Raw genomic sequence first — 23,137 nt, 5'->3', positions numbered from 1 at the left:
AAAAATAGAACCCGAGGCATACGTTTCCGATATCAGATGGGCCGACAAATTTTACACCTACTTATAGTAGGATAGAAGCGTTGTGATAAATCGGGACGACACCGTGTAAGTCTGTCCGCCCGCAGTGGTCACTGTAAAATAGCCCGTCGCCGCGTTTTGGGTCACACTGGTAACAGCACCGGTGCCCGCCTTACCCAAGAAACCCGCAGTGCTGTCCGCGCGGTGAATAGCGGCGGCGACCATGCTGGTCGACACGGTCTGCGTCGCGCCGCCTGGCATGTTAATGGTTACAGTATCCCCAGCGGATGCGACATTCGCCGATGCCAATGTGAGGGCTGCCACAAGTACAAATTTCATCATTGTCCTCATCCTCATTTACGTCATCAAAAGCCGTAGGCGACCGAGAAGCTGACTTGCCGGCGATCCGTGTTGTCGGTGGCATCCATCACACCAAGGGTTGCGCTGAGGCCGGTGCGCGGTATCGCATACGACATTCCGACATTCATTTGCGTGCGCGTCGCCGAGACGCTGACGCTTGTATTCTCGCTCACGCCAATCCCGATCCCCGCAAAGGCACCATCGCTGAGCTGGCCTGCCCCGGCGCTGTCACGGGTATTGTCCGTGCCGTAACCCAATACAAACTGAAGCGGAATTTCAACGGATCCGGCTTTGACACCCACCAGATGCGAAACATAACCGCTGTATTGTTCGGAACGGCGGGCGTTCACCCCCCACGGCAGGAGGTTCGAGGCAGACACCCCGAAGAAGGTCGCCGTGTTGCCGCCGGCTTGCAGCAAGCGCGAGGCCGTCAAACTGAAGGATCCAGCATCCCCAAGCGGGATGGTACCGGTGAGCGCCAAGCCAATCGTCACGCTGACGGCGTCCAGCGGGTTGCCGATGCTATAGCCGGCGACGATATCCCCATCGCCGCCTGCGCCCAAGACACCACCGCGTGGCGTGGCATAGGTCGCACCCACAAAGGCGCTTCCTGATCTCGGCGCGACGGCTGAGGGGACTCCGAATGTTCCGGGGAAGGCCAATTGCGCGCTCGGGCTCGGCAGCGTCGCGCTCGGCGCCTGAACAGGACCCGTACTTTGCGCAAAACCCGCACTTGCGCCCAAGCCGACGGCGAAGGTAACAGTCACGAATGCAGATACCGTTTTTTGCATGATGCCCCTCAAGGTCGCCTTTTTACATATAGAAGATCTGGACGAAAAATAAGCCGTCAAAACCTTACCAAGTATTTGTGTGTCATATTGACCACCATGGTTTAGTTGTCAAGAAACGCAAAGGCGGCCCCAGGGTTTCCTCGCCCGAACGGCACAAGAGTGCAGATGCGGCCATTGTCGTCAGACCGTTTCACTCTGCCTTTTTCTTGTACTCGTAACGATAGCTGTAATTGTAGCTGTAGGCTCGCGCCTTGCGCGGATCAAAGCCGTTCAGAACCACGCCTGCCAGTCGAACGCCCCCGATTGCAAGGGCACGTTGCATCGCCAGCACTTCGCCGATCGGGGTCACGTCATGGCGCACCACGGCGATCGTCGCGCCAGTCGCGCGACCGATCACGACGGGGTCGGTCACCGCAAGGACCGGTGAGCTATCGAGCAAGGTCAGATCAAAGCGCGTGTTAAGCGTTTCGATCAGCTCGGAAAAACTGGCGCGCATCAGCAGTTCGGACGGGTTCGGCGGAAAACGCCCGGTGGGCAGGAAGCTGAGCCCCGGCACTGGCCCCTCTACCAGAACCTCGTCCAATGTTACTTTCCCGGCCAAAAGCTCCGCGAGACCCGGCGTGTTCTTAGGGAGATTGAAATAGCGCCGCAGCATGCCGCGTCGCATGTCGGCATCAACCAGACAGACCCGTTGGCCAGCTTGGGCGGCCAACACTGAAAGATTGATACAAGTAAAGGATTTCCCGGCTTCCGGCGCGGAACTGATGATTGCCACCGACCGGGTCTTGGCGTCCAGCATACCGAAATGCAGGCTGGTACGCAGCGAGCGAAAGCCCTCGACGGCCAGATCGGTGGGTTCCCTGATCGCCAGAATCGACAGGGAATCCCGAACATTGCGCGCTTGGAAACCGACCGGCGAGTAATTGATCGTGGCAAACACCGGCAGGCCAAGCTTTTCCAACTGATCCGCACCCCGCACCCCTTGGTGCAGCCAATTCCGGACCAGGATATACCCCACACCTGCCATGCCGCCCAGAACCAGCGACAGGGCAAGGATCAGTGCCTTGCGCGGCGCAATCGCATTCTGCGCGGTTCGGGCACTGTCGATGATGCGCACATTGCCGATGCTGCTGGCGCGCAAGACCCGCAATTCCTGCGAACGGTTCAAAAGCTGGACATAGACCGCCTGCGCAAGTTCAAGCGTGCGTGTCAGGTTGACGATCTTACGTTGGGTTTCGGGCAGGGCTTCAACCTCACTTCGCAATTTGGCAAGTTGCTCTTCCAGACGAGCACGATTGGCCAGAAGTTCCTGATAAATCGGATGGCTTTTGGTATATTTCTGGCGCAGTTCTTCCTCTTGCGCATCCATGCCGCGCAATTCGGCCTCAAGGCTGGTGGTTTGGCTAAGAAGTCCCTGGGTTTCAAGGCTGAGGTCAACGGACTGTTGTTTCTGGCGATAGCTGTTCAGGGCACTTTCGGCCTCGGCCACGGCGCGTTCGGCGTCGGGAAGCTGTTTTTCGACAAAGGTCAGGCTGCCTTCCGCTTCGGCGGCGCTGCGTGCGATGTTTTGGGCCAGATAGGCTTGCGCAATGGCGTCAAGAACCCGCTGCGCCTGCTGTCGGTCGCCAGAGGTCAGACGCAGTTCCAGAACCGCCGACTGACGCCCACGTTCAGACACGGAAAGTGCATTGCGGAGGCCATCAATCGCGGCGCTTTCGCTTTGATGCACAAGGCTGAATTGCCTGCCGGGTGGGGCGGTCAATTCACCGATGCGAACCGAATAGCCAAGGATCGGGTCCTGCAGGGTTTCGCCGGTTCGGCCCTCTACGCTGGTACCGTTCGGCAGATCAAGGCGATAGGCGTTGTCTGCACCCGAGGTCAGAACGATCGCTTGCCCGACCCATTCCGGGGGCACTTCCAGATAGTCAAGGCGAATGCTGTCGCCCCGCCGTATGTAAGGGGTCAGAAAGTCAACCTCGGGAATCGGCAGCGCATAGCGCGCCAGTGCCGAGCCGATGACCGGTGCGGTGCGGGGGGTGACCTGCCAGTCAAGGTGCAATTCGGCAACGGCGCGGCCGACCACCATGCGCGAGCGAATGATTTCGATCTCGGTGACGGTGACGGGATCATTATTCATCAGATCGCTCATCGCCGCTGGCAGCGCGAGGCTGGCCTTTTTGGCCTCAAGCTGCAACAGCGCGTCGGCCTGATAGGTCGGCGGGGTGAGCATCGCATTGGCCAGGCCAATGATCCCGGCCACCAGAACGAACGCGCCAATGTGCCACTTGCCTGCCCAGAATTGCGCCAGCAGCGCACCCAGATCAATTTCGTCGTCGTCGCGCTCGGGCGAGGTCATGGAGACGGGGTTCGGTGTCAATCGGATACCTCCATTATCGCTTCAAACGCTCAGCCCAAGCGACTGATGCGGCCCTGATCTGCCGGAAAACGCCTTCGTGAAAGTCGCGCGACCGCCGGTAAGGGTCGGCAATGCCCTGCATACCGGTCCACCGATCGAACAGCAACGTGCGCCCCGAAAGATGCGGGGCGAGGCGTGCAACCTCGCGTTTGTGGCCATGCTCCATGACGAGAAGCAGGTCGTGCGCGCCGCCAAGTTCTTGTGTGAACTGGCGCGCCACATGCCCCTCCAGCGAAACTCCGTTTGCCGCAGCAACCTCGGCGGCCAGCGCATCGGCTGGTTGACCGACCATTGCACCCAAGCCCACCGATCCCACATCAAGCCCCGGCACCATCTGCCGCAACAAGTGCTCGCCGACTGGCGAACGGCAAATGTTTCCCACACAGACCACCAAGACTTTGCGCACCAGCATCTGGACCGTCAATTGCCAATGCTGTTCGCCGCAGCCGTTGCTTGAACGGTTGGCAACAGCCGGGAAATAGTATCGTTCCAGCGTTGCAGGGGCGATCTTGTCACATAGACCACGTCACCGGCTGAAAGCACAAAACGCGTCCCCAACAAAAGCCCGACTGGCGAAGCCGTCTCAAGCTGGAAGACCATCATTTGTGCCCCCACGGAACGGAACACAAAGACCCCACGTGCATCCGCCCGAAGACCGTCGACACCGCCCTGACGTGTCAACGCCTGGGTCAGGGTCACCGGTTCAAGCGACAAATCGACTGTCGCCGGGCGGACAACTTCGCCAAGCAGATAGGCCTCTTCGGTTTGACGTCGGGGCACCGTGATGATGTCGCCATCGTGCATGACCGGATTGTTCGGCGCATAGCCGTGTTCCAGGAAAGCCTTCAGGTCGATTGGATAAACTTTACCGCTTCGTTGAAGCGTTATCCTTGTCGGATCTGCCGTCTCGGTCATGCCCCCGGCGGCACTGACTGCCTCCAGCAGGGTGAGCGCCACCGTATTCAGCGCCTGCCGGTTCGGCTGCTTCACTTCGCCCGCTACGTTAACGCGTTGCGAATTGAACTGCGATATCCGAACTTCAACCTGCGGGTCAGGGAAGAATTCGGCCAGACGCTTGGCAACCTCAATACGGATATCCTCAATCACGCGCCCACGGGCCTGCACTTGCCCAATGTAGGGAAAGAAAAATGCACCATCGGCCTGCACGCTGAAACCACTTTGGGCCGCACTCGGCACCGGCCCGGATGCCAGCGTCAGTTCGGGCTGTTCAAATACGATGATGCTCAGAATGTCGCCGGTTCCGACCTTGTATTCCCAATTCGTCGAGGCACGAAGACTGGTGCTCTGCGGGCCGCGTGCCGACCGGGAAAAACGGGCGATATTGGCCGCATCGAGCCTGACGATTGTGACGTTTTCTGTCAGGGCCTGCTGCGCGCCCTGGCTGACAGGAAAAGTGGTGAACCCGTCCGTGCAGGACGCAAGAGCCATACAAACCGAGGCAAAAATCAATCCGCGCATGAGACCCAACGTATTACAATTCCCTCACCCGTCTAGCGCATGGGCCCATGCGAAGTAAACGGGCAAACGCGCGTGCCGGAGCCGGTTAGGTTTCGAGCTGCGTGTTCCATCCCGGATGAACAAAAAGCCCCTCGCCGGTCTGAAACCTGAGACCACCGTCCAAAATGCGCATGGCTCAACTTTCCTCTCGCACTGATCCGCAAACGGTTGGTTTCCAAACGTCCGACGGCTGCGGCAAAGTAACTAGTGGATTGTCGGTAACGTAAGAGTCCGAATTTGGATTCCCAAACTTTTTCGATTGTGCGAGTCTTTGGTATGCGCAAAGGAATTTCATTTACTGTCACCGCCGATGATCGCCGTCGTCTGGACGCGATTGTCGCGGATCGTTGTGCCCCTCAGAAGCATGTATGGCGGGCTCGGATTGTTCTTTTTAGCGGCGATGGATTGGGCACGAGTGCGATCATGGCCGCTACCAGCAAGTCGAAAACCTGTGTCTGGCGCTGGCAGGAACGCTTTATGCGCGAAGGGGTAGCGGGGCTGTTGCGCGATAAAACGCGGCCCTCGCGGATCGCGCCGGTGAGCCGGGCGAAGGTCGATGAAGTGATCGCCCTGACGCTGAAGACCCCGCCTCATGAGGCCAGTCACTGGACCGTGCGTGCCATGGCTGATGTGGTCGGATTGAGTGCCTCGACCGTGCATGAAATCTGGAAATCCCATGGGTTGAGCCCGCATCGCTGGCGGCAGTTCAAACTGTCGAATGACAAGGATTTCGCCAAAAAGCTGCGCAAAGTGGTCGGGCTTTATATCTCACCCCCGGCCCACGCGGTGGTGCTTTCGGTCGATGAAAAGTCACAAATTCAAGCACTAGACCGCACCCAGCCTGGCTTGCCCCTGAAAAAGGGCCGGGGCCGGACCTTGACCCATGATTACAAGCGCAACGGCACCACCACGCTCTTCGCGGCACTCAATGTGCTCGATGGCAGCGTGATTTCAAAGAACATGCAACGCCACAGGCATCAGGAGTTTCTGCGCTTTCTTGACCAGATTGAACGTCAAGTGTCCGGAGATAAGAAAATCCATGTGATCCTCGACAATTATGGCACCCACAAACACGCAAATACCCGCGCCTGGCTGGTCCGCCACCCCCGCTGGACTTTTCATTTCATCCCGACATCCAGTTCCTGGCTCAATGCGGTGGAAGGTTTCTTTGCCAAACTTACCCGCAGACGCTTGAAATACGGCGTGTTTAAATCCGTCGACGATCTGAAGGCCGCAATCAACCGGTTCGTCGCCGAGCACAATAAAACCGAAGCAAAGCCTTTCATCTGGAAAGCCGATCCAGACGAAATTATTGCTGCTCGAAATCGTGGGTTCCAAACGTTGGAATCAATCCACTAGGTGCCCGCTGCACAGCAAGCAATTTCACGCGGTTGCATTGAGGCCGTGGCAATTGAATGTCGATGTCCATCGTCATGCGCCGGTCACGCTGGCCTCGGGCAGCTCGATGCGCAAGCTGCGCCCCATCAAGTCCAACAGTACCCAAATACGTTGATCCGGCGTAATCGTGTCGACTTCTGCCAGAAAGTTGGCAAACGACCCGCTGATCACGCGCACCCTGTCACCCGGAGCAAGTTGGGGTGGCGGAAGCAATCGCCCTTCAGCGTCGCAGCGCCGCATCAGGTCGGCAACAAAAGCCGATGGCACGCGGGCCGGATGTTCGCAAAATGCGACAATCCGCGACACACCATAGGTGCTGTTGATCGCGCGCCAACACTGCCCACCCGCGTGCACGCCGACAAAAATATATCCAGGAAACAGCGGCCGCAGCTCTGATACAAACTTGGTCCCGCTGCATCGTGTCTGCTGCGAAAGCGGCAGAAAGGTTCGAATGCCCTGCCGCTTCAGATTTCGTTCCGCGATCTTGCCGCAGTTGGGCTTGCACTGTGCAAGATAGCATTCATTAAGGTCAAACTGTGCGTTCATAGAGCCACTTGTTGTTCCAAAACCCCAACTGTTCGGGTTTTCTCCAACCGCATCTTCGCTATGCAGCCGGCCGTCAATGACGGTCACGAGCTTGTCGGCGCTCTTGACCAATCACGCGAGTCGATTCTTTGGTGGCAACCCAAGGCGGCGTCGCCGCCTCAGGGGGCTGGCTGTGCATTGGAGTGGCGGATGATCGCGCCTTTGAAGCGGCGTCGATGTGGGCTCTACGCGCAGATTTGTTCAACCCCCGGGCCATTCCATAGGCGAACCGCATACCCAGCAAATAGCTGCTGAAGAACAGAACAGAAAACAGGATGAAAGCAGCAAAGGCGGCCAGCGGCTGGTTCCACAAAAGAACACCGGTGATCACCGGGACGGAGGCCAGCGGCAGCACCACCAATGCGGTCAGGGGGTTAGCAATGTGGCGGCGTTTTCGACCGAAATATGCAATTTCGAGCGTGCGCATCACCAGCTGATGAAAATGCAGCCGGTCAGGCTGACCCGCAGACTTACCCGACCGCCTGCGACGGTATATGGCCAGCATTGTATCGGCCACTGGCCAGAAAAACACCAGCATGATCGCCCAGGTCGTCAGCGCCTCGCTCCGCGCCAGCAGTGCGATGGCGACCCACGCGAGAACATGGCCAACCGCGTAGGCCCCGGCATCCCCGAGGAAAATCTTGCCGAAAGGGTAGTTCATAATCATAAAGCCCAAAAGCGCGGGAACCATGTAAGAAACAGCGATGCTGATCGACGCCTCGCCCGCCTTTGTGGCAATCGCGGCAAGACCAAGTGCGACGAACACACCGATCCCAGCAGCCAGTCCGTTGGTCCCGTCGATCAGGTTGAACGCATGGGATATACCGCTGGCGGCGAAGATCGTGAACAGAATGGCGAAGGGGGCATAAGTGAAGATATAATCCACCAACGGAATATCTGCACGGGGAACCCAGATGCCCAGCAGAATGACACAAATTACGCTGGAGAAGGCTGCGGCAAGAAGTCTACGCACAGGGCTGACGCCATAGCCCAGATCTTCGGCAAGGCCCGCCAGAAAGATCGGCGCGATCGACAGCGCGAAAAGCAGCCAGTACGAACGGTCAGGGGCTCGCATCAGGACCAGAAACGCGACAAGAAGTGCCAAGACAACGCCCACCCCGCCGATGCGCGGAGTCGGGGTTCGGTGCATCGCCTGCACCGCTATCTGATCGAAGATCCGTGCACTTTGACCAATGTGGTGCTTCTTGGTGATGACAACGAAAGCGTTCACACACAATGAAAGCACAAAAACCCATAGAAATTTATTCACATCCGAAAATGGCAAATACCAACTCCATTCCTAAATCGCAGCGGATCCATAGCGGACAACCCATGGCGGATTTCCGAATAACGCCATTAAGCTGCGGAACTTGTAGCGTCTTCGAGTGAGAACGCAATACCACATCTCACATTTCGATCCGGGCGCCGCTGTTTTGGCCGATACGGCGGTGATCGCCATCTTACACAAACCAGGTGATTCACCGGCGAAGTTACCGTGGCACGACCTAGGAAACATCATTGTGACATGTCCTTGGAAGCGAACAAAATGAGCCCAGAAGATCGTGTAAACATCTGTCCCATCCTGTAAAATTCCGCGAACAGCACTGTCGGGGACTTGCCAACAGCTGAAACCAAATGCTAATCGTTCACCCGCGAAGAAAGGCTGGTCCCAGATCGGGCGCGTCGAAGCAGAGACCAACGGGCGCTCATCCAAGTGAGCCTTCGTGCGGTAGCTATTCCTGTGCTCGCCAGGCAGCAATCATGACAGAAAATGGACAAGACTGACCGCACCTTCCGCGAGGACACCCGCTTTCGGGTGCTGCGCAGGCTGAGCGAAAACTCGCAGTTGACCCACCGCAGATCGGCAACAGCTATGCGTGTCGGAGCGATCGACTTGTGTCTGCGCGCGCTGACCGAAAAGGAGCATGTGAAAGTGCACAACTTCAGCGTATCGAACAACAAGCTGCGTTACGCCTATCTGCTGACCCCGCAGGGTGTGGCCGAGAAGGCCGCGCCGGCGGGGCGCTTTCTGCGGCGGAAGTCGGCCGAATACGAGGCGCTTCAAGTCGAGATTGCGGCGGTTCAGCACGAGATGGACAGAAAGTCGCCAAACAACGATGCCTGCAAAACCATAGGACAAGAACAAATTTCAAAGACCGAACAGGGATGACAATCATGTGTGGAATAGTAGGTATCCTGGGGAGTGCCAACGTCACCGAGCGACTCGTCGCCGGGCTGGCGAGATTGGAGTATCGCGGCTATGACAGCGCCGGTGTCGCCGTGCTGCAGCCAGATGGCGTTGCCATGCGTCGTGCTGTGGGCAAGCTCGACTCGCTGCGCGTGACCTTGGCTGCGAATCCGCTCTCGGGACTTATCGGGATCGGCCACACCCGTTGGGCGACCCACGGGGCCGCAACCGAAGCCAACGCGCACCCCCACCACGCCGGTCCGGTGACGGTGGTCCACAATGGTATCATCGAAAACTACGCGGACCTGCGGGCGGAACTGACAACAGGCGGCGCAGTATTTTCCTCGCAGACCGATACCGAGGTCGTGGCGCAGATTTGCGCGCGAATGATGGCCGGGGGGCTTGAGCCGGTTGCCGCAGTAGCGGCCACGCTTGGGCGGATCATGGGGGCCTATGCGCTGGTCTTCATCTTTGATGGCGAGGATGACTTGATGATTGCCGCGCGCCAGGGATCGCCGCTGGCGATCGGGTATGGCGAAACTGACGCGGCAGGTGACAGCGAAATGTTTGTGGGCTCGGATGCCCTCGCGCTGGCCGCATTCAGCCAACATGTGAGCTACCTTGATGATGGCGACATGGCGGTGCTGACCCATCGGCGCACGGTGATCCTGGACCGGGCTGGCGCAGAGGTCGTGCGCCCGGTGCAGGAAATCGTGGCCGAAAGCTGGGCAGTGGACAAGGGTCCGTACCGGCATTTCATGGCCAAGGAAATTTTTGAACAACCCGAAAGTATCGCCCGCGCGCTGCGAGGACTGGTTAATCATCAGAATGGCTGTTTGAAGCCCTTGCTTGCCGGGGTCGACTTTACGACAGCGGACCGGGTGGTGCTGGTGGCTTGCGGCACTGCGCATTACGCCTGCCATATTGCGAAATACTGGATCGAGCGATTCGCCAGTCTGCCGGTTGAAATCGAGATTGCCAGCGAATTTCGATATCGGGATCTGGCGCTCAGCGGTCGCGAGATCGCGATTTTTGTCAGCCAGTCCGGCGAGACGGCGGATACGCTGGCGGCGCTCAAGCATCTGCGGGGCCGGGTGGCGCATCGCATCGCGGTGGTGAATGTTGCCACCAGTTCGATCGCACGCGAGGCTGACCAGATCCTTGAAATTGCTGCCGGGCCGGAAATCGGCGTTGCCTCGACCAAAGCCTTTACCGGCCAACTTGTCGTGCTGGCTGCCATCGCACTTGCGGCGGCAAAAGCGCGCGGCCGACTTTCGGGGGCGCAAGAGGCAGAGCTTGTCGGCGGGCTTGTCGCTTTGCCGCGGGTGGTCACCGATGTTCTGTGGCTTGACGGCAAGATTGCGCAGCGTGCCGAGATGATGGTCGGTGCCCGAAGCGCGATTTTCCTTGGCCGCGGCATCACCTATCCGCTGGCACTGGAAGCGGCGCTGAAGTTGAAGGAAATTTCCTACATCCACGCCGAAGGCTATGCCGCTGGCGAGCTGAAACATGGCCCCATCGCGCTGGTCGACCCCGAGATGCCGGTAGTGGTCTTCGTCCCCGCCGGACCGCTGTTTGAAAAGACGCTCTCCAATGCCGAGGAGGTTGCCGCACGTGGCGGTCGTATCCTGTTGGTCACCGATCAGCAGGGCGCAGAGCTTTCCGGAGCAACCAGCTACGCGCGCCTCGAACTGCCGGACCTACCCGAAGCCTGGCGGGATGCCTGGGGGGTGATCCAGTTCGCCGTTGTTGCACAATTGCTGGCCTATCACGTGGCAGTGCTCAAGGGCACGGATGTGGACCAGCCTCGCAATCTGGCGAAGTCGGTGACGGTTGAGTGAAGCATTCGAAGGAACAAACAGACAGTATGGGAAGAATTCTTATTACCGGCACGGCTGGCTTCATCGGTTTCCATCTGGCTAAACTGCTGCTTGCTGAAGGCTTCAGGGTGCATGGCTATGACGGCATGACCGACTATTACGATGTGACCCTGAAACAGCGCCGCCATGCGATGCTGTTGCAGAGTCCCACCTTTTCGATGACCGAAGGCATGCTTGAAGATCAGGTGCTGTTCGACAGCATCGCCGATGACTTTGCCCCCGAGGTGATCGTGCACCTAGCCGCCCAAGCGGGCGTGCGCTACAGCCTTGAAAACCCGCGCGCCTATCTCGCAGCAATGTCATCGGCACCTTCAATGTGATGGAGGCAGCACGGCGGCTCAGTGTGCAGCATCTTCTGATGGCCTCGACCAGTTCGGTTTACGGCGGCAACGAGGTGATGCCTTTCGTCGAGACCTCAAAGGCCGACACCCAGCTGACGATCTATGCCGCCACCAAGAAAGCGACCGAAAGCATGGGACACGCTTATGCCCATTTGTGGAACCTGCCCACCACGATGTTTCGGTTCTTCACGGTTTACGGCCCCTGGGGACGCCCGGATCTGGCGCTGTACAAGTTTGTCGATGCCATCCTCAAAAACCGCCCGATCGACATCTACAACCACGGCGACATGTACCGCGACTTCACCTATGTCGATGATCTGGTCCGCGCCATCATGCTGCTGATCGACGCGGTACCAGTGCTCCCGGCCGATGGTGTGGTGCGCGAAGGCGACAGCCTGTCGCCGGTTGCCCCGTTCCGCGTGGTCAACATCGGCAACTCTGACAAGGTGCGCCTGCTGGATTTCGTCGATGCGATCGAGGAATGTCTGGGGCGCAAGGCGATCCGCAATTAAATGGGCATGCAGATGGGCGACGTGCCCGCCACTTGGGCCAATGCCGAGTAGTTGCAGCACCTGACCGGCTACCGCCCGCAAACCGATTTCCGCGACGGCATAGCGCAGTTTGTGGCGTGGTTCCGGGAGTATTACGGTAAATGATGGTTTGGAAGATGCGGGTGGAATGGAATGAGTAATTGGCTTCGACGGATCATTCACGCCAACCGCCGTGCATCAACGGCTTTCATCAACCTACTGCCCTTGTCGCTGCGACGGGATGGCAACAACCATTTTCGAACCCGGATACTGCCGGACGCGATGCGTAAAGGGGCAACGTGCTACGATTGCGGCGGCGGGTCTCAACCCTTTGCCGATGCCGAAATGAAGCGGCGGTGGGGCCTTCGGACCATTGGCATCTATATCGATGCCGACGAACTCGCCGCTGCGCTGGAAGGAACATATGACGAGGTGATTGTCGCCGATCTGTGCAGATATGAAGGTGTTGGGGATGCGGATATAGTGATATGTCAGGCGACACTTGAGCATGTGCCCGATACCCGGGCGGCGATTTTTGCTATCGCCTCCATCCTGAAGCCGGACAGTCTGGCCTATATGTTTGCACCAAGCCGAAATGCAGTTTTCGCGCGGCTGAACCTCATCCTGCCGCAGCGGCTGAAAGAGAAGATTCTCTATGCCGTTTTGCCCGAAGTGAAGGATCACCAAGGATTTCCCGCCCGTTACGACCAATGCGTGCCGGGGCAGATCGAACAGATTTTCAATGCCGCAGGCCTGACGGTTGTGCAGAGAGAATTATTCTGGATGAGTACCTATTTCATGGTGTTTACCCCATTGTTCGTGGTTTGGCGGCTGTGGCAAGGCATTTTCTATCTTGCGACGGGTGACAATGCTGCCGAAACATTCATCTATGTTGTGCGGCGGAAACTGGCGTAGTTGAACAATGAGATACCGCCCGGAATTTGACGGCCTTCGGGCCATTGAGGTCATTCCGGTGATCCTGTTTCACGCCGCAATTCCCGGTTTTTCCGGGGGCTTCGTCGGGGTGGATATCTTTTTCGTAATTAGCGGCTTTCTAGTGTTCTGAATCTGACGCTTGCTACCTGTTTCCTCTGATTTCATCGAGTTTGTCCAGCGCACGTCGTTCACGGTTGTGGATGTCTTCGGCGGTTTTGGTCCCGGTAAACGGCTTTGGCTTTGTGTTGTGCTGCCCGAGGTAGTCGTAGATGGCGGCTTCCAGATCGCCGACGCTGGTGTAACTGCCCCTGCGGATGCGTTTTGTGGTGATCTCGGCAAAGAAGCGTTCGACCATGTTCAGCCATGACGCCCTGGTCGGTGTGTAGTGCAGCTTGAAGCGAGGATGTTTGTCGAGCCGTGCCCTGACCTCGGGCGTCTTGTGAGTGGCGTAGTTATCCAGCACCAGATGGACATCGCGGGGTTTGAGGACAGCGCGGTCGATGCGGCGTAAAAAGCGCAGGAACTCCTTAGCTCTGTGGCGCGGCAGGCATTCGCCGATGACCATTCCGGACTTTACATCAAGCGCCGCGAACAGCGTGGTCGTGCCGTGGCGCTTGTAATCGTGGCTGCACGGCCCTTCTTGAGCGGCAGTCCCGGCTGGGTCCGGTCGAGCGCCTGAATTTGCGACTTTTCGTCAACACAAAGCACGACCGCCCGGTCCGAAGGGTCGAGGTAAAGCCCGACGATCTCGGTGACTTTTTCCTCAAACATCGGGTCGTTCGACACCTTGAACCCGCGCGTCAGGTGCGGCTTGAGACCGGCTTCCGCCCAGATACGCCCAACGCTCGACGGCGAAATGCCCACCGCCTCCGCCATCAGGGCGCGGCTCCAGTGGGTGGCATTGGGCGGGGCCTCCTGCACCGTCATTGTGATCACTTTGAGGCGTGTTTCCCGGGGCAAAGGCGGCACCCGGGACGGCCGAGTCTTGTCGCGCCTGAGCCCGTCCACGCCCTCGTCAAGATAGGGCCCTTGCCAGCGCCAGACGGTGGGCTTGGACGTCTTCGCGCGCCGCATGATCTCATTGGTGCCGCAGCCATCTGCCGTCGCCAGCACGATCTCGCCGCGCCAGACAACCTTGCGCGGCGTGTTACGGTCGGTGAGCAGAACTTGAAGTTCCGCAGGGTCAGCGGGGCCAAGGTAAAGGCAGATGTCATCTCGTCTCATGCCCCGAACATGGCACACGGCATCTAGAATGGTAATCGTCCGTCAGGTGGCCAACACTAGTTAAAGACGTTCGTCATCACTGAAGACGGCGCGGGGCTTTGTCGCAAACTTAGGCGCTTGACGATGGATCCGGGTGGATCGACGGTCTTATTGTGAAGCAACCCGAGCGTGTCATCAAGCTCGAACATCACCAGCAGGCCACCGTCGGACCTGAGCTGCGTGCCGAGAAATTCCAACCGCACGCGAGGGGCGAAATCCACCCGATCTGCATGCCCGCACCCTCTGGATGATCCATGAAACACGTCCCTCGAAGTCACCAACACCATGACTTATAGCGAAAATACCATGCGCACGATAGCGGAATAAGCGGATTACTTGGAGAATGCGGGTTTACTACACTCAGAATCCCCGTCATGAGCGTCGAGGGATAGGTCTCTCCGGCAGAAGGGACAGATCGGCCGTCAGACAATTCGTGCAACAGCGTCCCGAGAAAGTAGAAAAAATATGCGGAAATAAACGTAGAATCCTTGGCAAGAGGTGCCTACATGTCGTTGTGATAAGACGACGTGAGCAAGCTTTTCAAAACTAGAATAAAGAGGAAGTCATGTGTAAAGTGCTGGTGACGGGTGCCGATGGATTTATCGGGTCGCATTTGACAGAAATGCTGGTCCGCGAAGGCTACGACGCCCGCGCCTTCGTTCTCTATAATTCCCACAACAGCTGGGGCTGGCTGGACCATGTCCCCAAGGATATAGCGGGCCAGTTCGAGGTGGTTTCCGGCGATATCCGCGACCCGCATGGCATTGCCGAAGCCATGAAAGACGTGGACATAGTTTTGCATCTGGCGGCCCTGATCGCCATTCCGTTCAGCTACCATTCGCCCGACACCTATGTGCAAACCAACGTGTCCGGCACGTTGAATGTCTTACAGGCGGCGCGCCGTCTGGGCACATCGCGGGTGATTTCCACGTCGACTTCCGAAGTTTACGGCACAGCGCGGTTTGTTCCGATCACCGAAGAACACCCGCTGAATGCGCAGTCGCCCTATGCTGCCACCAAGGTTGCCGCCGATCAACTGGTGCTGTCGTTCCATCGGTCCTTCGAGACACCGGTGGCGGTGCTGCGGCCCTTCAACACCTATGGCCCCCGGCAGTCGGCGCGGGCGGTGATCCCGACGATCATCAGCCAGATCGCGTCAGGGTCGCGCCAGATCAAACTGGGCGCACTCAGCCCCACGCGGGACTTCACCTTTGTGCGCGACACTGCGCGTGGCTTCATTCAGGCTATGGGCTGCGATGCCACCTTGGGGCGCGTAACCAACATCGGTTCGGGTTTTGAAATCTCGATCGCCGACACGGTCAACGTCATCGCCGAAGCCATGGGTGTATCGGTCGAGGTGGTGCTGGACGAAGAACGCGTTCGTCCCCAGGCAAGCGAGGTTGAACGCCTGTTTGCCGGAACCGAGGTTGCAACCAGATTATTCAACTGGAACCCGCAGTTCGGTGGGCGCGACGGCTTTGTAAAGGGTCTGGCCGAAACCGCCGAATGGTTCCAGAACCCGGCCAACCTGTCGGTTTACAAAGCCGACCGCTACAACATTTAAGCCCAGTCGCGATGGAGATATCTATGCCCAGAACCGCACTTCTGCACGATGTGGTCGCGCGGCTTCGACATGTGATCGGCGCGGCAGACAGTTTCATTCCTCTGCATGCGCCGGAGTTTCTGGGCTCTGAACGCGAGCTTGTGACCCAATGCATCGACACCGGTTGGGTGTCATCGGTCGGAAGCTTTGTCGATCAGTTCGAACGTGACGTGGCCGCCGCCTGTGGCACGGCGTTCGGTGTGGCCGTTGTCAACGGCACCGCCGCACTGGAAGTTGCGATGCGCGTGGCGGGGGTGGTTGCGGGCGACGAGGTGCTGATGCCGGCGCTGACCTTTGTGGCGACTGCCAACGCCGCCTATCATCTGGGCGCGGTGCCGCATTTCATCGACAGCGCCCCGGACACTCTGGGCGTCGACCCCGGCGCCCTGCGGGCGCATTTGCTGCGCATTGGTCGCGTCGGGCCTGACGGTCTGATCAACGCGGAAACCGGACGGCGCATTTCCTGTGTGGTGCCGATGCATGTCTTCGGCCATCCGGTTGACATGGAAGGTCTGGCCGCTGTGGCCGAGGAATTCGGTCTGGTGATCGTCGAAGACGCCGCCGAAGGTCTGGGCAGCCTGTGGCAGGGCCGACAGCTTGGCAGTTTCGGGACGGTCGCGGCGCTCAGCTTCAATGGCAACAAGATCGTCACCACCGGCGGCGGCGGGGCCATCGTGACCAACAACGAGTCCATGGCCCGCCGCGCCAAGCACCTGACCACAACGGCCAAAGTGCCGCACCGCTGGGCGTTTGATCATGACGAATGCGGCTACAATTATCGGCTGCCGAACCTGAACGCCGCACTTGGCGTGGCGCAGATGGCCCAACTGGGCGATCGGGTGGCAAAGAAGCGTCGTCTGGCGCAACGCTATATCGACAGGTTTGCCGACTTGAACGGTGCCAACATCTTTGCAGAACCCAAAGGAGCGCAAAGCAATTACTGGCTGAACACCTTGATCCTTGCACCCGGAACAGACGAAACGACCCGCGATCAGCTACTGGATGGGATCAACGCCGCCGGTTACATGGCCCGACCGATCTGGTCGCTGATGCCCAGCCTGCCCTTCAACGCCCATTGCCCATGCGCGCCCCTGCCGGTGGCCGAGGATCTAGAGCGGCGCATCATCAACCTGCCGTCTTCGGCGATGCTGGCGGATCGTGCATGAAAGTGCTGGCGGTCACAGGAACGCGGGCGGATTGGGGCCTGCTGGTCCCTGTCCTGAACCTTCTGCGCGACGATGACCGGTTCTCGCTTGAAATCGCGGCGACCGGCCAACACCTGATGCCCGGCAGCGCCTCGCTCGCGGCGATGGCCGCCGATGGGCATCGCCCCACCTATCATATGGATATGGGGTTGACCGACGACGACCGACCGCAGGCGCTGGCGCAGGGCATGGGTGCCGCTGTGGCGCTGATGGGGCAAACACTAGCTGCGTCACAGCCGGATGTCGTGCTGGTTCTGGGCGACCGCTATGAGATTCTGGCCGTCGCTCTGGCCGCCGTTGTGGCGCTTGTGCCCATCGTGCATCTTTGCGGCGGCGATGTGACCGAAGGGGCGATGGACGATTCAATCCGCCACGCGCTGACTAAGCTGGCGACGCTGCACTTTCCGACCAACGCCGAAAGCGCCGCCCGCATTGTGCAGTTGGGTGAGAACCCTATGCATGTTCATGCCGTAGGCTCCACCGGGATCGACCGCATCCTCTCGCTGGACCCGATGCCGCGCGCGGCGTTTTTTCAGGCGGTGGGTCTGACACCCAAGGCGCAGAATTTCGTCATCACCTTTCACCCCGCCACCCTGTCCGAGGATTCCACTGCGCAGGCCCAGTCGATGCTGGACGCCCTGAGCGCTTTCCCGGATGCGGGGCTGATCTTCACCGGATCGAATGCCGATCCGGGCGCGCGGGCGATTGATGCGCTGGTGCAGGATTTCGTGGCGCGGCGGGGCGCGGGGGCGGTGTTTCACGCCTCGCTGGGCTCGATGCGCTATTTTTCGGCGCTGCGGCACTGCGATCTGGTGATCGGCAATTCCTCGAGCGGCATCATGGAGGCGCCCAGCTTTCATCTGCCCACGATCAACATCGGTGACCGGCAGGCGCGCCGACCAAGGGCGGCTTCGGTGATTGATTGCGAGCCAACGCCAGAGGCAACTGCAGCCGCGATGCGCCGGGGTCTGACACTCGATTGCAGCCAGATGACCAGCCCTTTCGGTGATGGTCAGGCCGCCCATCGTATTCTGGCGCATCTGGGGCGGATCACCCGCCCGCGTGACCTGCTGCGCAAATCTTTTGTGGATGTTTCGATATGACAAGCCTTACCAAAACGATCATCATCGCCGAAGCGGGCGTCAACCATAACGGCGATCTGGACATCGCCCTGCAACTGGTTGACTGCGCCGCCGCAGCGGGGGCTGACTACGTCAAGTTCCAGACCTTCAAGGCCGAAAAGCTGGCGTCCAGTACGGCGCGCAAGGCTGAATATCAAAAGGTGACGACAGACGCGACCGAAAGCCAGCTGGACATGTTGCGCCGGTTGGAATTGTCGGCCGATGCGCATCGCGTGTTGATCAAACGCTGCGCCGAACGTCAGATCGCGTTCTTGTCCACAGCCTTTGACATCGACAGCCTGACCTTTCTTGGCAATGTTCTGAAGCTGGACACGCTCAAGCTTGGTTCGGGCGAGCTGACCAACGGCCCCATCCTTTTGGCCGCTGCCCGCAGTGGCATGAAGCTGATGCTGTCAACGGGCATGGGCACCTTGGCCGAGGTTGAAGAAGCGCTGGGTGTCTTGGCTTTTGGCATGATGACCGACGGCACGCCCAAGGCGCGGCAGGATTTCGCCGCAGCGCTGCTGAAACCCGCCGCATGGGACGCTTTGCGCGCGCGGGTCACCTTGCTGCATTGCACGACCGAATATCCGGCGGCGGTCGCGGACACCAATCTGCGCGCGATGGACACCATGGGCGCGGCGTTTGGCTTGCCGGTCGGCTATTCGGATCACACCGAAGGCAATGCCATGAGCATCGCTGCGGTGGCCCGAGGGGCGGTGGTGATCGAAAAGCACTTCACACTGGATCGTGGCATGGTGGGGCCAGATCACGCGGCCTCGGTCGAACCTGCGGATTTGGCGGCGCTGGTGCGCGACATTCGCGCCGTGGAGGCGGGGCTTGGTAATGGCATCAAGCAACCGGGTGGCGCAGAGGTGCGCAACAGGTTGATTGCCCGCAAATGCGTTGTCGCGGCCCGTGATCTTCCAGTCGGCCATACCTTGTCCGAAGATGATCTGGCCAGCAAACGGGCGGGCGGTCCGATTTCTGCCATGGCGATTTGGGATCTGGTTGGGCAAAAGACCACCGAAGCCTTCGCGTTTGATCAGCCTTTGCATTTCGGCGGGCTTTCATGACCGAAGCAAGCGGTGCCCAAGGTTCTGACGGACGTCTGATCGGTGTGTTTGGTGCCGCTGGATTTGGGCGCGAGGTCATGCCGCTTTTGCGCAAGCAATATGCCGCTGCCGAACCGCAGGCGCAGTTTGTCTTTGTCGAAAGATCCGCCGCGCCTGATCAAAACGGCGTGCCCGTCATGGCAGAGACCGAGTTTCTGGCAAGCCCGCGTGCAAAGGCCTTTGTCTTGGCCATTGCTGATGGAGAAATCCGCGCGCGTCTGCATGATATGGCACTGCGCAGCGGGGCAGTGCCGCTTGAGGCGCGCGCCGCCAGCGCCGAAGTGTTTGACCGTGCGACCCTAAGGGCCGGTGCCATCTTGTGCGCGCAAAGCATTGTGTCGTCGGATGTTCAGGTTGGGCTTTGTTTTCACTTGAACGTCTTCAGCTACCTTGCCCATGATTGCCGCGTGGGCGATTTTGTGACCTTTGGGCCACATGTCACGTGTGCAGGCAATGTGATCATCGAAGATCGCGCCTATATTGGTGCGGGCGCGTTGATCCGGCAAGGCACGCCCGACAAGCCATTGGTGATCGGGGCCGGGGCTGTGATCGGCATGGGAGCGGTGGTTACGAAAGATGTGCCGCCCGGTGTCACCGTCGTCGGAAATCCGGCCCGCCCGCTTGAGCAAAGGTAAGATCATGACCAGCCCAAACCCCCGTCTGGCCGCACTTTCTGTCGGAACCGCTGCCTCGATCCACGAGGCCATGGCGGCCATTGACCGGGGCGCGCGCCAGATCGCCCTGGTGACGGATGCCGATGACCGGCTTGTTGGCACCGTAACCGACGGGGATATTCGCCGCGCGCTGTTGCGGGGGGTGGCGCTTGACGCGCCCGTGACCGAGGTGATGCACATCGAGTTTGCCGCAGCGCGGGTCGACAGCGGCCCAAGTGCCGCGCGCCAGATGATGCTGGCCCGCAAGCTGCATCAATTGCCGATCATTGACGCCGAAGGTCGGCTGGTCGATCTGCTGCATGTCGATGACCTGACCGGACTGACGCGGCGCGAAACCCGCGTGATCCTGATGGCCGGGGGGCTTGGCACCCGTCTGCGTCCGCTGACGGAAACCGTGCCCAAACCGATGCTGCCAATCGGGGGCCGTCCGATCCTTGAAAAGATTATCGGCACCTTTGTCGATCAGGGCTTTTACCGTTTCACCATCGCGTTGAATTACAAGGGCGAGATGATCCGCGACCATTTCGGCGATGGCGCGGCCTTTGGTGCGGAAATTGAATATGTCCACGAAACCCAGCGGATGGGCACTGCGGGCGCGCTGTCGCTGCTGCCGGTGCGGCCCGATGCGCCGTGCATCGTGATGAACGGCGATCTACTGACGTCGCTGCAATTCGACACCGTGTTGCGCTTTCACGCCGAAACCGGGGCGATGGCCACGATGTGCGCGCGCGAATACTCGGTGCAGGTGCCTTACGGTGTGGTTGAGGTGGTCGATGAAACCCGGCTGCGCGGAATCGTTGAAAAGCCGACCTACACCCATTTCGTGAATGCGGGCATCTATGTGCTGTCGCCCGAAGCACTGGACAATGTGGTGCCGGGCACTTGGCTGGATATGCCAACGCTGTTCGAACGCGTGATCGCGCAGGGCCTCACCGCGTCGGTCTTTCCCTTGCAGGAATACTGGATTGACATTGGCCGCATGGAAGATCTGGAGCGCGCCCGCGTCGATTTTGAAACCGGTGGCGAACCATGACGCATGCTGCCCCTTCGGTTCTGGCGGTGATCACTGCGCGGGGGGGATCGAAGGATCTGCCGGGCAAGAACATCCGGCACTTGGCAGGGCGGCCCTTGATCGCGTGGAGCATCGAGGCGGCCTTGGGCGCAAGCTGCATCAGCCGGGTGATCGTTTCGACCGACGCGCCCGAGATTGCCGAGGCGGCTTTGGCCGCTGGTGCCGAAGTGCCGTTCCTGCGCCCAGCCGATCTGGCCACCGATGGCGCGGGCTCTGCCGATGTGGTGGCGCATGCCCTTGGGCAATGTCCGGGCCATGACGTGTTCGTGTTGCTGCAGCCGACATCCCCCTTGCGCAACGCCGACGATCTGGATCAGGCCTTTGGCCGTATGCAGGCGGCCGGGGCGGATGGCTGCGTTTCGGTGTCCGAGGCTGAGCAATCGCCTTGGCTGATGTACGTAACCGACGGCCCCGGTTTTCTGAACTCGCTGCTGCCGCCTTGGCCGGGTGGCATGCGGCGGCAAGATCTGCCCCCGGTCTATCTGCTGAACGGCGCCTTCTATTTCATGCGGACCGATGTCTTTCTGCGCGACCGCAAATTCGTGACCCCGCGTTGCATCGGCCACCAGCTGCCGCAATCACGGGCCGTCGATATTGACACCCTGGCCGATTTCGAACGAGCCGAAGCCCGTCTTGCCACCATGCACCAAGGGGCCGCGCAATGACTGCCAAACGCTCGCGGATCCTGCTGTTCCACCGGCTGGAGCTGGCTGATCTTTTCGCAGGTCTGGCCGGTCCGCTGGCTGAAACTTTGGACGTGCAGCACCTGGCCTATGATCAACCCGAAGTGGCCCATCTTGCCACCTTGGGGATCACGGTGGCAGGGCGCAGCTTCAAGGAAGACATCGCCGCCCTTTATCCGACCGCCTCGGTGACGCCCGCGCTGTTGGAGGAAATCGACACGCTGATCGTCACGCAGACGGGCGGGGCCTTCACTTTGAACTCTGCGATCCAAAGCGACCGTGGTTTTTCCCTGTTGACCTATGACGAAGCGCTGCGGCTGACGGCGACCTACTATCTGTACTGGAACCGGTTCATCGCCGAACAGGAAATCGACTTCCTGCTGCACGAACCCTGCACACTGATGTTCAATTTCCTGCCTGCCCTGATCCTTTCGCAGCGGGGTGGGCGCTATCTTTACAACATCATGGCAACCGGGAAGAAGGGCACGATCAACCATCTGACCATGACAGGGTTTGATTTCACCTGCCCCGATCTTGACCGCGCCTTTGACGATATCACCGCAGGTCGCCAGTCCCCCGACCGTACCGAGGCGGCGGCGTTTCTGGCCGAATTCCGCCAAAGCTATGAGGTGTTTCTGGGCGCGCGACTGGGGCGGCGTCAATCTCCGTTGCGGCAGTGGGCGGGTGCCGTCTATCAAGGCGTGGTGCAGCCGATGCGGCGCGCGGGCAAAGACCGAGTGCTGGACAACATTGATTACTGGCAGGCGTCAAGAAACCGGTCTTTGGACCGATACCGCAACCTGCGCGCCTATCGCCATGTCAGGTTCGACAAGATCGTGCCGGGGGAACGTTATTTCTTCTATCCCCTGCATCTGGAACCAGAGGCCGTGGTGCTTTACCACGCCCATGGCATCTACGAAAACCAGACCAAGCTGATCCAGAACATTGCCGGGCAACTGCCGCCGGGCTGCATGCTTTATGTCAAGGATCACCCGCATGACCATGCCTATCGCAACCCTATCGATTACCACCGGCTGACCTCTGTTCCCAACATCCGCCTGCTGGCCGCCGACATCCCTGGCAAAGAAGTGATCCGCCACGCGCAAGGCGTGATCACCATCACCGGCACGGCGGGTTTCGAGGCGATGCTGCTGGGCAAACAGGTCTACACCTTTGGCAAGACTTTCTATTCGCGCGGCCCGCGCGTGCAACACCTGCACCACATCCGCGACCTGCGCGCAGCGCTGTACGCGCGGCGCGATGAAGCGCCCATCACGGATGACGCATTGATCCCCTTTGTGGCCGCCTATCTGGCGACGCTGAAGCCTGGCCTGACCGATTTCTTCGTCGGCCGTGCCCAAAAATATGGCATCGACCTGACCCAGAACGCCCGCAATGTCGCCCAAAGCCTGCTGCAAACGATTGCCGGGCTTTGATAGG

20 protein-coding genes and 3 pseudogenes are annotated in these 23,137 nt (G+C 59.6%); 14 read left to right on the top strand and 9 right to left on the bottom strand.

All coding sequences use genetic code 11. From position 1 onward, the window contains the following. Positions 1 to 57: 57 nt before the first annotated feature. From Q7V03_RS02015 to Q7V03_RS01995, 5 genes are all read right to left on the bottom strand, one after another. On the bottom strand, positions 58 to 357 hold the full coding sequence (locus Q7V03_RS02015) for a hypothetical protein (RefSeq protein WP_304923937.1): 300 nt from the start codon (positions 355 to 357) through the stop codon (positions 58 to 60). 26 nt (positions 358 to 383) lie between these two features. Next, positions 384 to 1,169, bottom strand: coding sequence for a hypothetical protein (locus tag Q7V03_RS02010; RefSeq protein WP_304923936.1), 786 nt, complete (start codon positions 1,167 to 1,169; stop codon positions 384 to 386). A gap of 190 nt (positions 1,170 to 1,359) precedes the next feature. Then, complete coding sequence (locus Q7V03_RS02005) at positions 1,360 to 3,546, bottom strand: polysaccharide biosynthesis tyrosine autokinase (RefSeq protein WP_304923935.1); 2,187 nt, start codon at positions 3,544 to 3,546, stop codon at positions 1,360 to 1,362. Between the two features lie 13 nt (positions 3,547 to 3,559). After that, positions 3,560 to 3,997, bottom strand: coding sequence for a low molecular weight phosphotyrosine protein phosphatase (locus Q7V03_RS02000; RefSeq protein ID WP_304923934.1), 438 nt, complete (start codon positions 3,995 to 3,997; stop codon positions 3,560 to 3,562). Positions 3,998 to 4,005: 8 nt separating this feature from the next. Continuing rightward, on the bottom strand, positions 4,006 to 5,064 hold the full coding sequence (locus Q7V03_RS01995; protein WP_304923933.1) for a polysaccharide biosynthesis/export family protein: 1,059 nt from the start codon (positions 5,062 to 5,064) through the stop codon (positions 4,006 to 4,008). Positions 5,065 to 5,379: 315 nt separating this feature from the next. Here Q7V03_RS01995 and Q7V03_RS01990 point away from each other — a divergent pair, with 315 nt between their 5' ends. Then, complete coding sequence (locus Q7V03_RS01990; protein WP_304923948.1) at positions 5,380 to 6,462, top strand: IS630 family transposase; 1,083 nt, start codon at positions 5,380 to 5,382, stop codon at positions 6,460 to 6,462. Positions 6,463 to 6,534: 72 nt separating this feature from the next. Here Q7V03_RS01990 and Q7V03_RS01985 read toward each other — a convergent pair whose 3' ends face one another. Continuing rightward, positions 6,535 to 7,134 (bottom strand): transcription termination/antitermination protein NusG, encoded by a 600-nt coding sequence (locus Q7V03_RS01985; protein ID WP_304923932.1) that lies wholly within the window; start codon positions 7,132 to 7,134, stop codon positions 6,535 to 6,537. Continuing rightward, complete coding sequence (locus Q7V03_RS01980) at positions 7,121 to 8,371, bottom strand: glycosyltransferase (protein ID WP_304923931.1); 1,251 nt, start codon at positions 8,369 to 8,371, stop codon at positions 7,121 to 7,123. The genes Q7V03_RS01985 and Q7V03_RS01980 overlap by 14 nt, the downstream gene beginning before the upstream one ends. A 486-nt stretch (positions 8,372 to 8,857) precedes the next feature. Between Q7V03_RS01980 and Q7V03_RS01975 the strand changes: the two genes are divergently transcribed. The 5 genes and pseudogenes from Q7V03_RS01975 (at position 8,858) to Q7V03_RS01955 (ending at position 13,091) form a co-directional block, all read left to right on the top strand. Then, on the top strand, positions 8,858 to 9,256 hold the full coding sequence (locus Q7V03_RS01975; protein ID WP_304923930.1) for a MarR family EPS-associated transcriptional regulator: 399 nt from the start codon (positions 8,858 to 8,860) through the stop codon (positions 9,254 to 9,256). A gap of 5 nt (positions 9,257 to 9,261) precedes the next feature. Beyond that, positions 9,262 to 11,115: a glutamine--fructose-6-phosphate transaminase (isomerizing) gene (gene glmS / locus Q7V03_RS01970; RefSeq protein ID WP_304923929.1), complete on the top strand. Its 1,854-nt coding sequence runs from the start codon at positions 9,262 to 9,264 to the stop codon at positions 11,113 to 11,115. A 26-nt stretch (positions 11,116 to 11,141) separates the two neighbouring features. Then, positions 11,142 to 12,151: pseudogene (locus tag Q7V03_RS01965) on the top strand (NAD-dependent epimerase/dehydratase family protein). 27 nt (positions 12,152 to 12,178) lie between these two features. Further along, positions 12,179 to 12,940 carry a bifunctional 2-polyprenyl-6-hydroxyphenol methylase/3-demethylubiquinol 3-O-methyltransferase UbiG gene (locus Q7V03_RS01960; RefSeq protein WP_304923928.1) on the top strand — a complete coding sequence of 254 codons (762 nt, stop codon included), beginning with the start codon at positions 12,179 to 12,181 and terminating at the stop codon, positions 12,938 to 12,940. Between the two features lie 7 nt (positions 12,941 to 12,947). Further along, positions 12,948 to 13,091 carry a hypothetical protein gene (locus tag Q7V03_RS01955; protein WP_304923949.1) on the top strand — a complete coding sequence of 48 codons (144 nt, stop codon included), beginning with the start codon at positions 12,948 to 12,950 and terminating at the stop codon, positions 13,089 to 13,091. A gap of 12 nt (positions 13,092 to 13,103) precedes the next feature. Here Q7V03_RS01955 and Q7V03_RS01950 read toward each other — a convergent pair. After that, positions 13,104 to 14,185 (bottom strand): annotated as a pseudogene (locus tag Q7V03_RS01950) (IS630 family transposase). Positions 14,186 to 14,343: 158 nt separating this feature from the next. Next, positions 14,344 to 14,480: pseudogene (locus Q7V03_RS01945) on the bottom strand (IS1380 family transposase); the annotation flags it as partial. Positions 14,481 to 14,789: 309 nt separating this feature from the next. Between Q7V03_RS01945 and Q7V03_RS01940 the strand changes: the two are divergent. From Q7V03_RS01940 to Q7V03_RS01905, 8 genes are read left to right on the top strand one after another with little or no spacing between them, the layout of a single operon-like run. After that, positions 14,790 to 15,788 (top strand): NAD-dependent 4,6-dehydratase LegB, encoded by a 999-nt coding sequence (locus tag Q7V03_RS01940; RefSeq protein WP_304923927.1) that lies wholly within the window; start codon positions 14,790 to 14,792, stop codon positions 15,786 to 15,788. 23 nt (positions 15,789 to 15,811) lie between these two features. Beyond that, positions 15,812 to 16,993 (top strand): LegC family aminotransferase, encoded by a 1,182-nt coding sequence (locus Q7V03_RS01935; protein WP_304923926.1) that lies wholly within the window; start codon positions 15,812 to 15,814, stop codon positions 16,991 to 16,993. After that, a complete protein-coding gene (gene neuC / locus Q7V03_RS01930; RefSeq protein WP_304923925.1) occupies positions 16,990 to 18,135 on the top strand; it encodes a UDP-N-acetylglucosamine 2-epimerase in 1,146 nt (381 codons plus the stop codon). The genes Q7V03_RS01935 and neuC overlap by 4 nt, the downstream gene beginning before the upstream one ends. After that, entirely contained in the window at positions 18,132 to 19,229 is a 1,098-nt protein-coding gene (gene neuB / locus Q7V03_RS01925) for an N-acetylneuraminate synthase (protein ID WP_304923924.1), read from the top strand. The genes neuC and neuB overlap by 4 nt, the downstream gene beginning before the upstream one ends. Next, entirely contained in the window at positions 19,226 to 19,903 is a 678-nt protein-coding gene (locus Q7V03_RS01920; RefSeq protein ID WP_304923923.1) for an acetyltransferase, read from the top strand. Before neuB ends, Q7V03_RS01920 begins: the two co-directional genes overlap by 4 nt. A 4-nt stretch (positions 19,904 to 19,907) precedes the next feature. After that, entirely contained in the window at positions 19,908 to 20,975 is a 1,068-nt protein-coding gene (locus tag Q7V03_RS01915) for a nucleotidyltransferase family protein (protein ID WP_304923922.1), read from the top strand. Beyond that, a complete protein-coding gene (locus Q7V03_RS01910) occupies positions 20,972 to 21,679 on the top strand; it encodes a cytidylyltransferase domain-containing protein (RefSeq protein WP_304923921.1) in 708 nt (235 codons plus the stop codon). Before Q7V03_RS01915 ends, Q7V03_RS01910 begins: the two co-directional genes overlap by 4 nt. Beyond that, on the top strand, positions 21,676 to 23,133 hold the full coding sequence (locus Q7V03_RS01905) for a hypothetical protein (RefSeq protein WP_304923920.1): 1,458 nt from the start codon (positions 21,676 to 21,678) through the stop codon (positions 23,131 to 23,133). Before Q7V03_RS01910 ends, Q7V03_RS01905 begins: the two co-directional genes overlap by 4 nt. Positions 23,134 to 23,137 lie beyond the last annotated feature (4 nt).

The sequence above is a fragment of the Cypionkella sp. genome (assembly GCF_030652235.1).
In the GTDB taxonomy this organism is placed as follows: domain Bacteria; phylum Pseudomonadota; class Alphaproteobacteria; order Rhodobacterales; family Rhodobacteraceae; genus Cypionkella.
This window is presented reverse-complemented; position numbering and strand designations above follow the sequence as displayed.